This is a genomic window from Sporosarcina sp. P7 (genome assembly GCF_002743425.1).
Classification (GTDB): Bacteria; Bacillota; Bacilli; order Bacillales_A; family Planococcaceae; genus Sporosarcina.
In genome coordinates this window covers 14,694-29,621 of record NZ_PDZF01000017.1, presented here as the reverse complement: position 1 = coordinate 29,621, position 14,928 = coordinate 14,694, and the positions used below count along the sequence as shown (strand labels likewise).

Genomic DNA, 14,928 nt, shown 5'->3' with positions numbered 1-14,928 from the left:
TGCTATCACCAGTCTAAAGAAGAGTGGTGGCAGTGGAAGTAGTGATATGGAAGATATTTCAAAACAAGTCGAGTATTCAAAAGAATTGTGGATGAAAGAGGTTGAATTGATTAATCGCGATGTAGTTGTGTGCTGTGGCACGTTATCAGTAGTAGGTTTTCAGCCAGAAGTCTGCGATTCCAGTGCGCTTTATGGAGATGCTCTTGGCACACGTTTTGTTGAATTTATGCATCCGATGTATTGTGTCATCCATAAAAAGATATCGACTCGCTACGTAAATCAGAGAACTTAACAGATTGACAACAAAAGAGTTACTTAACTAAGTAATCAGCCGAGGACCTCATTTGTTGTTTTTTATTGTGTATAAACGAAAATGATACAGAAAATTTAGTTAACTATCTTGTTGTAATGGTATAATATAACTGAAATGAAAAAACTAATGAAATAAATGAAAAGAATTATGTACTACTGTTATCTAGAAACTGATGAATGTTGAATAGACCAGTGTATTTTTTATAGTAATGTCTGGAAAGGAAGTAGATAGATGATGAAAAAAACAGGCGTTATTTTATTACTCATTTTCCTATTAACTGGATGTTCGAATGGAACGTTCGATAAAGCGATGGAGCAAGGTAAGCTAGCGCTAGCGAATGGTGAATATGATAAAGCATTATCATCAGTTGAGTTGGCATTGGATGAGAAGCCGAATGACCAAGAGGCATTTACGATGAAAAAGGATTTGAACGGATTTCATTTAGTGAAGCAGGAAATGAAAGATAGGGACTGGGATGGCGCTTTAGAAAAGGCTGAAGGGATGCTTAACCAAGAGAAGTTGGCTATTGGACTTCGTAAATCGTTGGAAGATATGGTCGACACGCTGAAGACTAATCAAGAAGTCTCTGCAAAAGTGGCGACACATCTACAAGATATCGAGACATCTGTAGAGGCGGGTGAACTTGAGGAAGCGCAAAAAACAATAGAAGAGCTTCGCAAAGGTCAGTCTTCAGTGGAAGAATTCAGTGAAAAGCTGGCTAGTTTGGAGAAGCGCTTGGATGACGAACTGAAAAAACAACAAGCCCCTCCTATAGTTGTAGAACCTCCAATCGTTCAGCAAGATAAAAGTACTGCGCTTCAACTGGACGTGATACCGAAACACTCAGGTCTGCAGCAACAGTATCGTAATAAGCTGGATTCAATTGAAGCAGGGTTGGCAGATCTGAATTATTTATTTGTGAATGGAATCACGTCTGAAATGTCCCAGGCGGAAAACGAGCGTTATACTAGATGGGATAATGCGCTAAATGAGATCTATGGCGTACTGAAGAAACAGTTATCTGCCCAGGATATGGAACAATTGCGTATAAAGCAACGTGAATGGATAAAATATCGCGATCACACTGCTAGTATCAATGCAGCAGAATTTGCGGGTGGAAGTTTTGAACCGCTCACGTATACAAGTACATCCGCAGATCTAACTAAAGAACGCTGTTATGCACTCGTCAATCTTTATATGAAATGACAGGGGTGAAACACAATGGCGAATATCTATGGAATTGAGCAATTGGAGCGCATGATTCTAAATGAAACCAATACCAATGCCAAAAAAGGATTGCTTGGAGAAAAAGATATTTTACTTATGCTACAAGAACAGTTGCCTAGTCATACTCATGTAATTCACAATCCAATATTAATTCACTATGAAGCGGATATCCTAGTTATAGATGAAAATATCGGCTTTATGTTTTTGGAAGTAAAAACGTGGAATGAAAGATTTATAGAACGATTTTTTCCAAATGGGAATATATTAACTAAAAGTGGTCTGCAGAATCCGCGTAAGCAAGCCGAAAATTATCGTAGTGAACTAAAAAGCACACTTTCATCACATCTTTCCAATTCAATCAAACAAGATCCTCATCAGTTAATTTCATCTAGTGTCCTATTTAACGGAATCTCCAAAGAACAGTTTTTACGTCGTGCTGAAGTTCTTGAGTGGGAAGAAGAATGGAAGAATAAGTTTCTAGCTAAACACTTTTTTTATGCTGGAGAGTCGAGTGGATTCTATAGGTGGATGATGAAATCTAGAAAGTTCAATCGAAGTAGGGTATCAGACTACTTTTCAGGAGAGAGTTTTGACCGGTTAATTGACATTTTGGTCCTAGATAATGAAATGAAGAAAAGTCCAATGGAAAACAAATTACCCATCACATCTAAAGTGAAACCTAAAAAGACTGTAGCGAATGTCAGTGCACATGTACGCGAAGATCATTTAAAAAAGTTGAAAGTTAGGTCAAACCCTAAAGTGAAAAGGAAGAAGAAAATAGTTCTATTTGTTGGGCTGTTAGCCGTCGGAATAGTTCCACTTATTTATATTCTGAATGACTGGGGAGATAATAAGGGGAATTATGAATGGCAAGAGGATAATATATCTGACGATCAGGTATTTTTAGATCTCCAAGATGAGGAGTTGCCTGTGGATTCTCAGGACGCCTACGACTATTTCATTCTAGCAGATAGTCAACATAGCAAACTGGTGGAAACACAGCTCTATGGCTTTTCGAAGTCAGATTTGCGGATAGCACGAAATGAAATTTACGCGAGACATGGTTATATTTTCAAATCTGAAGACTTGCAGAAATATTTCAATTCCCAGACATGGTACAAGCCAGATCCCTCATACCATTCCGAACTAACTGATATCGAACAACATAATGTCACTTTAATACAATCATTGGAATGAATTATACAATGAAATATAGTTAGTGAGTAAAGCTTTCCAATCGCAAAAACAATTTGGAAGGCTTTTTTACAAAAATTTTTTATCTTTCTGCGTGGTCACAAAAATAATCTGTTTAAGTCGGAGTTGTCTATTACTGATTATTGAGTGGTAAAGAGGTACCAAGTTCCACGCCATGCAGTCTCCAATAACTAGTATATTCACACTCTATGATGAGAACAGTCTGAGATATTATCATTTTATTACCCTTTATTCTGAAAAGTATTAATAATCTATCCGATAGTTAAAATAGACTAGTAAAAAATATTTCTTACTGTAAAATAAAAGAAAAAAGAATACCGGTGAGAGTTTCGAATAAAGATTTGTTAAAAGGAATCTGTTTAGTTGTGAGTCTTAATGAGAGTGATGGTATATTGCTAGCGTCTTATTGAAAGAGTATAACTGTCACTGGCGATGTATCAGTACAAGTTGTAAAAATGAGAGTGGGACAAAGGGGAGAAGAGATTATGATGAAATTTACGAAGAAAGTTGTACCGGCACTACTAGCGTGCAGTATTGTTTTACTGCCGGTCCAATCAACCGAAGCGGCAGCAGCGAAGTTTAAGAATTGTACGGAGTTGAATAAAGCATATCCTGGCGGCGTTGCAAAGAATGCTAGTGTGAAAAATAAAGGTGGTAAGACTAAACTGAAGCCTACTGTCGCGGCTAGTATATATAACTCACACACAAAACTTGATCGAGATAAAGACGGGATTGCTTGTGAGAGATAAAGCAGTAGCGATGTTTCAAAGAAGGTAACAGTTCACCACATAATCCCATGTGAATCGTCTATCGTGTCATGTGGAAGTGATACTGGTCTCTATATAAATAAAAGGTTTTCCGATCATGGATAGGATCAGAAAACCTTTTTGTGTTTTATACTAGTTACCAAATTATCACGGCCGATTCATTAGTCGTTGGCAGCCGGAAGAAGGAAGTTTTGGTCCGGATAAATCAAATCGGGATGTGTAATTTGATTTTTGTTTGCAGAGTATACCGCTTGAACTTGCCGTGAAATTTCTGTGTTCGTCTGCTTGTTAGGATAGTGCGTTTTGACGATCATCCACAGATTGTCGCCTCGTTTTACAGTATAGTCTAACGAGCTTGGCTGTTGTGTTTTTTCACTTGTAGTTTGTTTGTCGCGATTGTTTACAAGTTCCGTCGTTATGCTGAGACCACGACCGGAATCAATACTGCTGTCGCCGAATGTATAGATCGTTGAATAGTCGGACGGGATCGTCTCATCTGCAATGGCTTCGGCAAATGGGTTCGGTTCTCCGTTGTATATATTTTTGAACTGGCCGTCTTCGGTTTCTATATCTGTATTTAATAGATAGGCTGCCATGTGGCGGTGCGTTTTGTTGCTTACGTGATATTCGTCATACAAGTAAAAATCATTTGGCTCAAATCCTGCAGTTTCAGGCGTGTAGTATTTGCTATCGGTAGAGTAGAGACCATAGCCGCCGTATTTTTCCTCTTCTTTTGTAGTCGGGAACACATCGCTATTATCTTCAGAAGCCACTGCGTAGCCATATGCTGGGACCCAGTCAGAAATTAAATAGAAGCCCATACTTTTGTAGCCGAATTTTTCGAAACCTTGTTCGTCGATGTTTTCCTTGAGTTGCTGATTATGTCCATATAGAACATGGACATCGTCTGGCGTAGAATCTGACGCTAGATAGTCATTGATTTTTTGGACGGTTTGTTGATTTCTTATGTCTTCAAAATCGGTCAACTCTTTGCGGTCATCTTCATAGCGGTTAGGTAGCAGTATGTATTTCGCACCGCCTTCTAGTAGATTTTGCACCATTTTCAAGGAATAGTCGCTGGCATGTTCTGCGGTGCGATCTACGCCAAGATCTTCTACTGCATAGCCATCATTTCCACCTACGCTGATGATATACAGAGCGTCTGGATCGATTTTCCCGTTATGTTCCGCGAGAAACGTCTTCACTTGCTGGTCAGCGCTCCAGCCTTTTAGGAAAGTGGAATAGTTGGAACGTTCATCTTCGCTGCCTTCTGTTCCAAATAGGACGCCTGAAAAAGCACCGCCAACTGCATAGTTTGTCAAGTTGTCATACTCTCCGGTCAATGCCTTTGCCAGATATTCGGGAAAGACACGCCCGTTAGAGTAGCGTCCTTTATAATAGTACTCACTTTCCGCTTTTACATAGATGCCGTCTTCCGGGTCATACCCTTCGGCCGGTTGTGCCGCGAATCCTGTTGTAGCAACCGCCACACTTAAAAAGAATGCAAAAAGTAGTGCTGCCCATGATTTGATTTTCATTGAATCCCCCTGTCTGATAGTAAGAATTGTGATGCATTGTGTGCACGAAAAAGTTTTCTGACTTTTCCGTACTAGAATACTATAGCATGAATACTGAAAAGTCTGCAAAATTCGAAACCGGTACCAATTCATTTTATTGTCTATGTATAAACAACCGCCACTACTAAAGTGACGGTTGTTCTCTTATTTGTGTTTACGAATATGAAACAGCCTGGAAAGGCCTTTGAATATGATCGCCAAGGCGAACAAGACGATAGTGATCACCAAAATCACAGCAAGAGCAAACAACAATAAGCTTCCAGCGAGAGTTGCCAATAAGCCCGGAACGATTAAAAATAAACCGAGCAAAGCATATCCGGCTAAAATCCCGAAGAAGAAAAGCCATTCATTGCTTAGTTTTGCACATTTCGACATATATTTCACCTCCTTGCTGTACTATATGTCGCGTTCAGCAAGGCGATGTAATGCAATACACTCAGTTTGCGATAATAAAAGAATGTTTATATATAGAACGTGCGATTCGACCAACCACATCATTTATAAAAAACGAGGCTTCCCATCGATTAACTGACGGGAAGCCTCGTTGTGATGCTCTCGATATGCAATTATGTGGTGCCGAATTTACTTACATTCAATCAAACGTCAACACAATACGGCCATTGATCTGACCTTTTTCCATCTTTTCAAGAATGGCATTTACATCAGAAAGGGGAGCCGTTTCAATCTGTGCTTTCACTTTTCCGCGCGCTGCAAAATCAAGCGCTTCTTTCATGTCGATTCGTGTGCCTACGATGGAACCTTTTACTGTGATTCCGTTTAATACCGTATTGAAAATAGGGATAGGTAAATCTTCATGTGGCAAGCCGACAGCGACCAATGTGCCGCCACGTTTGACGGAACGATACGCTTGCTCGAAAGGTACTTGGGCAACGGCTACGCTAATAGCCGCCTGTACGCCGCCGATTTGTTTTTGGATCGCTTCGGCAGGATCTTCCTTTTTGCCGTTCACTGTAATGTCAGCGCCGAGTTTCTTCGCAAGCTCTAACTTTTCATCCGCAATATCTACTGCCACTACATTGAATCCCATAGCTTTCGCATACTGGAGCGCTACGTGGCCCAATCCGCCGATGCCGTAAATCGCGACCCAGTCTCCTGGTTTTGCACCGGATACTTTCAACGCTTTATATGTTGTCACACCTGCGCAGAGGATAGGTGCAGCTTCAACAGAACTAAGGTTTTCTGGAATTTTCGCGACATAATCCGCTGCTGCGAGGCAATACTCCGCGTATCCACCGTCCACTGAATAGCCACCGTTTTCTTGATTGTGGCACAAAGTTTCTTTCCCTTGTAGACAATAATCACATTCACCGCATGCAGAGTAGAGCCAAGGTATCCCGACACGATCTCCGACTTTTACAGCCGTGACGTTCGGTCCAATAGCTTCAACAATTCCTACGCCTTCATGACCTGGAATGAGAGGAAGTTTCGGTTTGACAGGCCAGTCACCGTTGATTGCGTGTAAGTCTGTATGACAGACGCCGCATGCCTCTAGTTTGACTAATGCCTGACCCGCGCCAGGTGTTGGTTTTTGTGTGTCTTCAATCTGCAACTTTGTCTGGAATTCTTTAACGATCGCTGCTTTCATTGTGGTCTGTTTTGTAGTCCCTCTTGCGTTACTGTTTTGAATTGCTGGTTTCATGAATGATTCCTCCCTTTTTCTCTTACGGACTATCTATACGTGGGAGGATTACAGATTAGTACACGTTACGTGAAAAATACTACAGTATGCAAAACACCTTCTTTCTTTCAAAAGGGAAGAAGGTGTTTTATATCATCAGAGAACTACATCGTATGACCGGTAGGGGTTAGTACACTATTTAACCTTCAACCCATCCAAAACAATAGAAGTCATATGGTGAATTTCTACGACAGGATCCAATCGTTTTCTAAAAATAATCCAATCATAAATTGTCCCACGCATGCAACGTGTGATGAGCATCGATATATAATCAGCCGAGAACTCTTGTTTAAATTCCTTACGCTCGATTCCTTCTTCCACATACGAATGAATGATTTGGTAAAGTTGTCGATTTTGATTAGTTAAATAGTGATCCTCATTCATTGTTAAGGCTAGTGCGCTTGTGTAAATGGTATGGACAAAGTCTTTTCCCAATACGTCTCGTAAATACGTCATTTGCCCTTTATAAAAAAGAAGGATTTTTTCTGAAGCGCTTATATCCGTTGGAATGCTCGGGATAAAGGATAAATAGAATTCATCAATGTCTTTAAATTTCTCCAAGAAAATATCATATTTCGAACTATAGTGGACATAGAATGCTCCCTTTGAGACACTACATGCTTTCGCAATGCTCTCAACGGTTACGTTATCAAAACCTTTCTCATGGAAAAGCTCCAAGCCTTTTTCAAGGAGGTTTTGTTTAGTTTCTAGCGCTTTTATCTGTCTAGAAGTAAGTTCTGTCATACTCGATTCCTCCTCTACGATGCTTGTTCACTCTGTACCATGATAGCATATTTCATAAAATTAAATAAATTAGTTGACTATTTAGACAATACTATTTATTATTGAGTGACCATAGTATGTGACTACGGTATGTGAAATAAATACGTTCCTATTTTCATTGGTTCAAAGCTTGGTAGTTTGGTTTTTAATTTTCATGATAAATGACAACGCTTTCATTTTATGAGCGATCAAAAAAGGGGGAGTATGTATGGCGAACGGAAAAAAGATTGGGTTTATCGGTCTCGGGAATATGGGTTTTCCGATGGCGAAGAATTTATTGAGGCATGGCTACACGATATTTGCTTTGGATATCAATAAGGAATCCGAAAAACGATTTGCAGAACTGGGTGGGCATGTAGGGATGACGACTGCTTCGCTGCTAGAAGAAGTAGATCTGGTTTTCACTAGTTTACCTACTCCTGCTATTGCGGAAAGTGTGTATTTAGGGGAGGACGGAATTGTTCATAAAAGTACCAAGCCATTGGTATTAGTGGATTTGAGTACGATTTCACCTGAACTGAACAGAAAGATTGAGCAAGAGGCGCTGAAACAGGGTCTTGAATATCTAGGCGCTCCGGTTAGCGGTAGTGTCAGTGGAGCGGAGAACGCTTCGTTATCGATCATGGTCGGGGGTGAAAAAGATACGTTTGAATCGATACTGCCTTATTTAGAGGCTATTGGGTCGAACGTCTTCCATGTAGGGAACGATCCGGGTGTGGGTACTATTGTGAAGCTCATCAATAATATGATGGCCGGTATCCATAATCAAGCCGTTGCGGAAGCGCTTTCACTTGCGAGGCTCGCGGGTGTGGATCAGGACATCGTCTATGACATCGTCAATGTCAGCTCGGGCGCCAGTACCATTCTTACACGGAACTACAAGACGTATATTTCACAGGATGAGTATACGAAAGGTGCATTCACGACTTCATTACTATTAAAAGATTTGAAGCTTGCGAAACACGTATCGGATTCTCTGGACGGGGAGCTACCGATTGCGTCGCAACTTATTGAGTATTATGAAGCGGAAGTAGAAAAGGGGCATGCGCATGAAGATATGTCTTCTTCGTATTTGATGATCCAAGATAAGTTGAATAAGCAAAAGCAAAACGTATAAGAAAATTTACTATAAATTGGGAGGAATGGACCTATGCAAAAAACAGACGTACAGACATTAACTCATTTTATTAATGGAGAAGAAGTAGAAGGTAAAAGCGGACGGTTTGGAGATGTATTTAATCCGTCTACTGGAGAGAAGATTGCACAAGTACCACTCGCATCCACAGAAGAAGTGAATGAAGTGGTGAAGCTAGCGAAAGAAGGGTTTACTCATTGGTCGAAGGTTTCGGTTGGCAAACGAATGGAAGTCCTTCATAAGTTCCGTGCGTTACTTCTAGAAAACACAGATAGACTAGCCTATGCGATAGGTGAAGAGAACGGAAAAACGCTCTCCGATGCAACAGGTGAAATCACACGCGGGATTGAGTCGGTGGATTTTGCGCTTGGCGCTCCACACCTATTAAAAGGTGAGCATTCCGTGGATGTGGGAGGCGAGATCAACTCCTATTCGATGCATAAGCCTTTAGGTGTCGTGACATGTATTTCACCATTTAACTTCCCAGTCATGGTACCGGTTGCGATGAGTACGATGGCAGTAGCGGTAGGGAACGCTATGATTCTGAAACCTTCAGAAAAAGTTCCTCATTCTGCATTGATTCTGTCAGAGCTTTGGTCAAAAGCAGGATTACCAGCGGGTGTTTGGAATGTGGTCAATGGCGATAAAGAAGCTGTGGATGCATTGCTTACGAACGAAGACGTAAAGGCTGTGAGTTTTGTCGGTTCGACGAGAGTAGCCGAAGCGGTTTATGAAAAAGGAACGAAACATCATAAGCGTGTACAGGCATTTGGTGGCGGAAAGAATAATATGGTCATCATGCCGGATGCAGATATTGATACAGCGGTGAATTCATTCCTCGGCGCAGCATACGGTGCCGCATCACAAAGATGTATGGCAATCTCTACTGCCATTCCTGTCGGGGAGAAAACAGCTGACGCGTTCGTTGCAAAGCTTGCAGAAAAAGTAAACGAGCTGAAAGTCGGAAAGTTCGATGACAATGAAGCAGACTTCGGCCCATTGATCAGTGCAGAAGCAAAAGCGAGCGTTGTAAATTCCATTGATTTGGCGGTAGAAGAAGGAGCCGTTCTCGTAGCGGACGGACGAAACCCTAACGTGGCGAATGAAGATGGCTATTACTTAGCGCCGACATTGCTCGATCATGTGACGACAGATATGAATGTCTATAAAGAAGAAGTGTTCGGCCCTGCACGCATTGTAGTGAGAGTGGATACGCTCGAAGAAGCAATCGATTTGATCAATGAACATGAGTACGGAAACGGCGTGACAATCTTTACTGACAGTGGTAATGCCGCACGAACGTTTACCGATCAAATTGAAGTGGGAATGGTCGGAGTGAATGTGCCAATTCCGATTCCGGTTGGCTACCATAACTTCGGTGGGTGGAAACGCTCTAGATTTGGAGAAGGGCAAATGTTCGGTCCTGATACGGTTCGTTTCTTCACGAAAACGAAAACGGTGTCCGAGAGATGGTTCGACACTGCCTACAATGAAGAAAGCCAAACCGATTTCGATTTCCCAAGTAGCTGATTAACCATAAGCAGGATCGTAGTGACTAGTTAACTCCGATCCTGCTATTTTTCTATACTAAAGCAGTTTCACTTTACGTCGTACATTGCCAGTTGGAGGAGGGGTAGTATGCTAGGGATATTTATAGGCTTAGTGTTACTGATGGTATTAGCATATAGAGGTTGGTCGATCATTTGGATTGCACCTATTTGTGCAGGAATCGTTGCGTTGTTCGGTGGATTGAATTTGCTTGACGCCTATACAGACACTTATATGACAGGTTTCGTAAACTTTGCTAAGCAATGGTTTCCGGTATTTTTGCTAGGGGCGATTTTCGGGAAGTTGATGGAGTATAGTGGAATGGCCCACTCAGTAGCTATCGGAATATCCCGCGTTTTTGGTAAAGAGCGTGCCGTCATTGGGGTCATAGTGGCAGCAAGTGTTTTAGCTTACGGTGGCGTGAGTGTGTTCGTTGTCGTGTTCGCGGTCTATCCATTGGCACTTAATATGTTTCGTGAAGCGAATATAAGCAGACGTCTTCTTCCAGGAACGATTGTGGCGGGGATGATGACATTCGCCATGACGGCACTACCGGGTACGCCGCAAATCCAAAATCTAATTCCGACACAGTACTTTCATACGACAGCGGCAGCCGCTCCGATTATTGGACTTGTTTCATCCGCATTCATGATTATCTGCTCGATCGTGTATTTGAATCATAGAGTACACGTGTTAAGGGAAGCAGGGGAAGTCTTCGAAGAACGTAAAGAGGATTTGAATGCAAAACCACGCACGAAGTATCCACATATCATTCTTTCATTACTACCTTTACTGGCTGTCATTAGTACATTGAACTTTTTAAAGTGGGATATTGTCATAGCGTTAACAACGGGAATTATTCTCATTTTGCTCATTTCTATTAGAGAATTCAAAGGCTTCACAAAAGCAATCAACAGTGGCGCCAGCGATTCGGTCATGGCGATGATCAACACGAGTGCTGCAGTAGGATTTGGGACAATCGTCCGATCGGTTCCAGGCTTTGAAAAGTTAAGCGACGCAATTTTAGGGATCAATGCGAATCCGTTAATCTCTGAAGCTATTGCGGTAAATGTTTTGGCTGGAGCGACGGGGTCGGCTTCTGGAGGTTTGGGGATTACATTAGAAGCGCTAGGCTCGCATTACTATGAGGTTGCGACCACTACGGGTCCAGCACCTGAAGCCTTTCACCGCATTGCATCTATTGCTTCAGGGGGATTGGATTCCCTTCCCCACAACGGAGCAATTTTGACAATATTGATTGTGACAGGCATGACGCATAAGGAATCGTATAGAGAGATGGGTGTCATTGCGATTGTCTTCCCGATGTTGTCATTGATCCCGGCGATTGCGCTTGGGATTATGGGGATTTATTGATTTGTGGGGGTGTACCAGGTCCTTGAGAGCGTACCAGGTCCCCACACAATTTGAGAACTATTCAGACAATTATGCACCATGGGGGGCGTACCAGGTCCCCACACAATTCAGGAACTATTCAGACAATTGTTTAATTATTGCCAAAAAGACTTCTTGACCAATGGGTTAGAAGTCTTTTTAAATGCTGTTGTATCAGAATTTTTGTTGATAGAGTTACGTAGGCACTTCTAGAATGTCCTGACTAGTGTAGATGTTTAATAGCTCTTCTGTTCCCATCAAACAATAGGTAACGTAGGCTTCTGTGGTTTTCTCGAATGGTGGAGGTAGGAAGTGTGGAAGTTTTGATATATCTAGATAAGGATAAGGTGACGGAGTAGAAGAATGGTAGTAGGGGAATGTACTGAATGGGTATTCACCCAAATGTTTAACCATAGGTGTTTTTGTTGCAATCGGATTTCGGTGAATATAGCGGCTTACGGCCAGCATTGCATAAGTAGATTTTACTTCCTTAGAATAATATCGACCTTGATAAAGCTGTCCAACATAGTCGTAACGTTTAGAGTAATAATCGCTGTATTTCCGATTGATATGCCGCATGATTTTGGATAGGTTGTCTTCAGATTGAATTAGAATGTGATAATGATTTGTCATGATACAGAATGCAACAACAGTAAAATGATAATCGATCGATGCATGGCCTATGCAGCGCATCAGATGTAGCATATCCTCTTCGGTAGAGTAGATATTCTGTCTGTTGTTGCCGCGCATAACGACATGGTAGTATACACTTGGCCGCCAATTCCGTTTACGTCTTGCCATTGATCTCTCCTCCTATTTGTTTGTGAATCTATTGAGTATAGAGGAGAAGTTTCATTTTGGTCAAAAGGGCATTATTGAATTTTGGAAAACAGAAAGTGCATACGAGTCCTATTTTAAGTTTGAAGAATTGAATCTTTGCCGCTATTACAGTAGATGATTTCAATTTCTATATTTTTTGAATTTGAATTGTGTGAGAATTTTGTGGGGACCTGGTACCATCCCCAAATTGTGCGAAAGTTGTGTGGGGACCTGGTACCCAAAAAGCTGCTGCAAGACGACCAAATGACATAGTCGTCTCGCAACAGCTTAATGTAGTTTCTCTATATCAATCAAAGACCGATTGCAGTTTGGTTTCGAAGCGCTAGAAGGTCTTTCAATGATTCTACCTGTTCGTCAGGCAATGCAATCATAGGCAAACGAACGCCACCAACCGGTACGCCCATCAAGTTCAACGCAGCTTTCGTTGGGGAAGGGTTCGGTGCAGCAAACATTGCTTGCATGATCGGCAATAGGCCACGGTAGATGGTAGCGGCTTGCTTTGTATTGCCAGTTTTAAAGTGGCGCACCATTTCCGCCATTTCATTTCCTATAATATGGGCAGAAACCGACACGATGCCTGTGCCACCAATAGCTAGTACAGGAAGTGTAGACGCGTCATCACCTGTGTAGACAAAGAAGTCATCTCCGGTATGTTCGATAATCGCCGCAACGGCTTCTAGATCCCCACTCGCTTCTTTGACAGAAGTAATATTCGATACGTTGTTAGCCAATCGGATAATCGTTTCCGGCAACATGTTCACAGCGCTACGTCCCGGGATGTTGTAAAGCATGATCGGTAATGTAGTCGTTTGGGCAACCGTCTTGAAGTGTTGGTACAACCCTTCTTGACAAGGCTTATTATAGTACGGGACGACGAGCATGATTCCGTCGACGCCAGCTTCTTCTGCTTGGATCGTCAAATCAATGGATTCTCTTGTGCTGTTCGTTCCTGTACCTGCAATAACCGGGGCACGTCCTGCAACTGTTTGCACGGTGAATTTGAATAGATCCACTTTCTCTTGTGCGGTAAGAGTAGGGGATTCTCCTGTCGTACCTGCGACAACTAGTGCGTCTGTTCCATTGGCTAGTAAGTGATTGATTAAGGTTTTTGTTGCTGGGTAATCGATGTCTCCTCTTTCATCAAACGGAGTTACCATCGCTGTCATAATTGATCCGAAATTCATTATTCTCCACATCCTATCATTTTATTAAAAAACATAGAGGTGGGGGCGATATAATTGAACGCAAAAAGCAACAACGAGGGCTCGCTGTTGCGTTGAAATAATGAATTATTTCTTTGCACGAGATAGCCCACCATACAGTTTCCCATATGACAATCCTGCACTTGTTCAGTCCAGAATCAGCTTGGAGGTCATGAGAGTCTCGCCGCTTCGGCAAATTCCCCTTTCCACAATCTTCACAGGACCTCATGATCCTCTAATTGCGTACTAATGGTTTTTGCGCCTCTATCCTTATTTCCGAATTATCGAAATAAGTGAAAGTTTAATTACCCCTACTGTACTTGGTATCTGAAGAAATAGCAACCTTTAGTTTTTTAGATGATTGTTTTGTCTATCAATGACACTTCGTGCAACAATGCGTCTACAAGTGTACGGAAGTCGCCTCATTCCTTCGACAATTCATCGCCCAGTATTGTGTTAGCCACCAAAAAGTGCTATCTTATCAGTATAATAGCCTAAGAGTAAACTGGGCTTTTCTTGCTTGATTTATGCATTACATATGTTTTCTGAAAAGGGGAATTCGATGAGTACTATACATGAGTCCGCGAATAACAGGCCGGAAGAGTTACAGCGTATACTAGACAAAGAATTATTACAGTTGGAGAAAATTACGATTGATGATTTCGAAGTAGATCCTATCGAGAAGCCTGTCACGCAAGAAGATTTAAAGCAATTTCAGCAATTTACCTCGACGAGTTTCCGCTCTCTAGAAGAATTGTTTGAGAGCAATCAAGCCGTTTTGCCCGTAGACGAGGCAATCACGCGTTTGCAAGATGAAGCACAGGAAGACCGTGTTCAAATGGCTAAACGTGCAGTGCAGATCTTTAGTTTATTTGAAGATGTACGTCAAACGGTTGATCCCGAATCGGTCGATTTGATCGCACAGTTGGATGCAGTGTTGGATCAAGCGCATTTATTACTGGAAGAAATCGGCATAACAGAGCTGCCGGTGTACGATGAGTATTTCGATGAAAGCTATATGGAAGCGGTTGGCACAATCCCCGAAGAAGAAGCGCAAGGGATTGAGCGTTTTAAAGTGGCGGCTGTATTCCGCAGAGCCTTTTCAATCGAAGGTCAAGTCATTCAAGATGCACTAGTGAAAACGGTTTCGTAAAAGGGGGAACGTGTATGACGAGCATAACAATTGATCAATGGGTGAGTCACTACGCAAGCCCGTTTAGTAGGTGGAGG

14 protein-coding genes and 1 riboswitch are annotated in these 14,928 nt (G+C 41.9%); of the genes, 8 read left to right on the top strand and 6 right to left on the bottom strand.

Features of this window, described 5'->3' with window-relative positions:
- Window positions 1–46 precede the first annotated feature (46 nt).
- The 4 genes from CSV60_RS13980 to CSV60_RS13965 all read left to right on the top strand — a co-directional run bounded on the left by CSV60_RS13980 (window position 47) and on the right by CSV60_RS13965 (window position 3,504).
- A complete protein-coding gene (locus CSV60_RS13980; RefSeq protein WP_099637411.1) occupies window positions 47–292 on the top strand; it encodes a hypothetical protein in 246 nt (81 codons plus the stop codon).
- Window positions 293–544: 252 nt separating this feature from the next.
- Complete coding sequence (locus CSV60_RS13975) at window positions 545–1,519, top strand: lysozyme inhibitor LprI family protein (RefSeq protein ID WP_099637410.1); 975 nt, start codon at window positions 545–547, stop codon at window positions 1,517–1,519.
- A gap of 15 nt (window positions 1,520–1,534) precedes the next feature.
- Window positions 1,535–2,737, top strand: coding sequence for a YARHG domain-containing protein (locus tag CSV60_RS13970; protein ID WP_099637409.1), 1,203 nt, complete (start codon window positions 1,535–1,537; stop codon window positions 2,735–2,737).
- A 506-nt stretch (window positions 2,738–3,243) separates the two neighbouring features.
- Complete coding sequence (locus CSV60_RS13965) at window positions 3,244–3,504, top strand: excalibur calcium-binding domain-containing protein (RefSeq protein ID WP_369823650.1); 261 nt, start codon at window positions 3,244–3,246, stop codon at window positions 3,502–3,504.
- A gap of 179 nt (window positions 3,505–3,683) precedes the next feature.
- On the opposite strand, the gene CSV60_RS13960 is transcribed toward CSV60_RS13965, so the two are convergent.
- From CSV60_RS13960 to CSV60_RS13945, 4 genes are all read right to left on the bottom strand, one after another.
- Complete coding sequence (locus tag CSV60_RS13960; RefSeq protein WP_099637408.1) at window positions 3,684–5,060, bottom strand: SGNH/GDSL hydrolase family protein; 1,377 nt, start codon at window positions 5,058–5,060, stop codon at window positions 3,684–3,686.
- A 183-nt stretch (window positions 5,061–5,243) separates the two neighbouring features.
- Window positions 5,244–5,474, bottom strand: coding sequence for a hypothetical protein (locus CSV60_RS13955; protein ID WP_099637407.1), 231 nt, complete (start codon window positions 5,472–5,474; stop codon window positions 5,244–5,246).
- A gap of 217 nt (window positions 5,475–5,691) precedes the next feature.
- Entirely contained in the window at window positions 5,692–6,705 is a 1,014-nt protein-coding gene (gene adhP, locus CSV60_RS13950) for an alcohol dehydrogenase AdhP (RefSeq protein ID WP_099637417.1), read from the bottom strand.
- Between the two features lie 228 nt (window positions 6,706–6,933).
- Window positions 6,934–7,542, bottom strand: a complete 609-nt coding sequence (locus tag CSV60_RS13945; RefSeq protein WP_099637406.1) for a TetR/AcrR family transcriptional regulator — start codon at window positions 7,540–7,542, stop codon at window positions 6,934–6,936.
- Window positions 7,543–7,789: 247 nt separating this feature from the next.
- Between CSV60_RS13945 and CSV60_RS13940 the strand changes: the two genes are divergently transcribed.
- From CSV60_RS13940 to CSV60_RS13930, 3 genes are all read left to right on the top strand, one after another.
- A complete protein-coding gene (locus CSV60_RS13940) occupies window positions 7,790–8,698 on the top strand; it encodes an NAD(P)-dependent oxidoreductase (RefSeq protein ID WP_099637405.1) in 909 nt (302 codons plus the stop codon).
- Window positions 8,699–8,731: 33 nt separating this feature from the next.
- Window positions 8,732–10,246: a CoA-acylating methylmalonate-semialdehyde dehydrogenase gene (locus tag CSV60_RS13935; RefSeq protein ID WP_099637404.1), complete on the top strand. Its 1,515-nt coding sequence runs from the start codon at window positions 8,732–8,734 to the stop codon at window positions 10,244–10,246.
- 108 nt (window positions 10,247–10,354) lie between these two features.
- On the top strand, window positions 10,355–11,638 hold the full coding sequence (locus CSV60_RS13930) for a GntP family permease (RefSeq protein WP_099637403.1): 1,284 nt from the start codon (window positions 10,355–10,357) through the stop codon (window positions 11,636–11,638).
- Window positions 11,639–11,851: 213 nt separating this feature from the next.
- On the opposite strand, the gene CSV60_RS13925 is transcribed toward CSV60_RS13930, so the two are convergent.
- Complete coding sequence (locus CSV60_RS13925; protein WP_233189638.1) at window positions 11,852–12,457, bottom strand: transposase; 606 nt, start codon at window positions 12,455–12,457, stop codon at window positions 11,852–11,854.
- Between the two features lie 329 nt (window positions 12,458–12,786).
- A complete protein-coding gene (dapA, locus tag CSV60_RS13920; protein WP_099637402.1) occupies window positions 12,787–13,680 on the bottom strand; it encodes a 4-hydroxy-tetrahydrodipicolinate synthase in 894 nt (297 codons plus the stop codon).
- A gap of 115 nt (window positions 13,681–13,795) precedes the next feature.
- Window positions 13,796–13,973: riboswitch (Lysine riboswitch) on the bottom strand.
- A 287-nt stretch (window positions 13,974–14,260) separates the two neighbouring features.
- Here dapA and grpE point away from each other — a divergent pair.
- Window positions 14,261–14,851, top strand: coding sequence for a nucleotide exchange factor GrpE (grpE, locus tag CSV60_RS13915; protein ID WP_158233186.1), 591 nt, complete (start codon window positions 14,261–14,263; stop codon window positions 14,849–14,851).
- The last annotated feature ends 77 nt before the right edge of the window (window positions 14,852–14,928 follow it).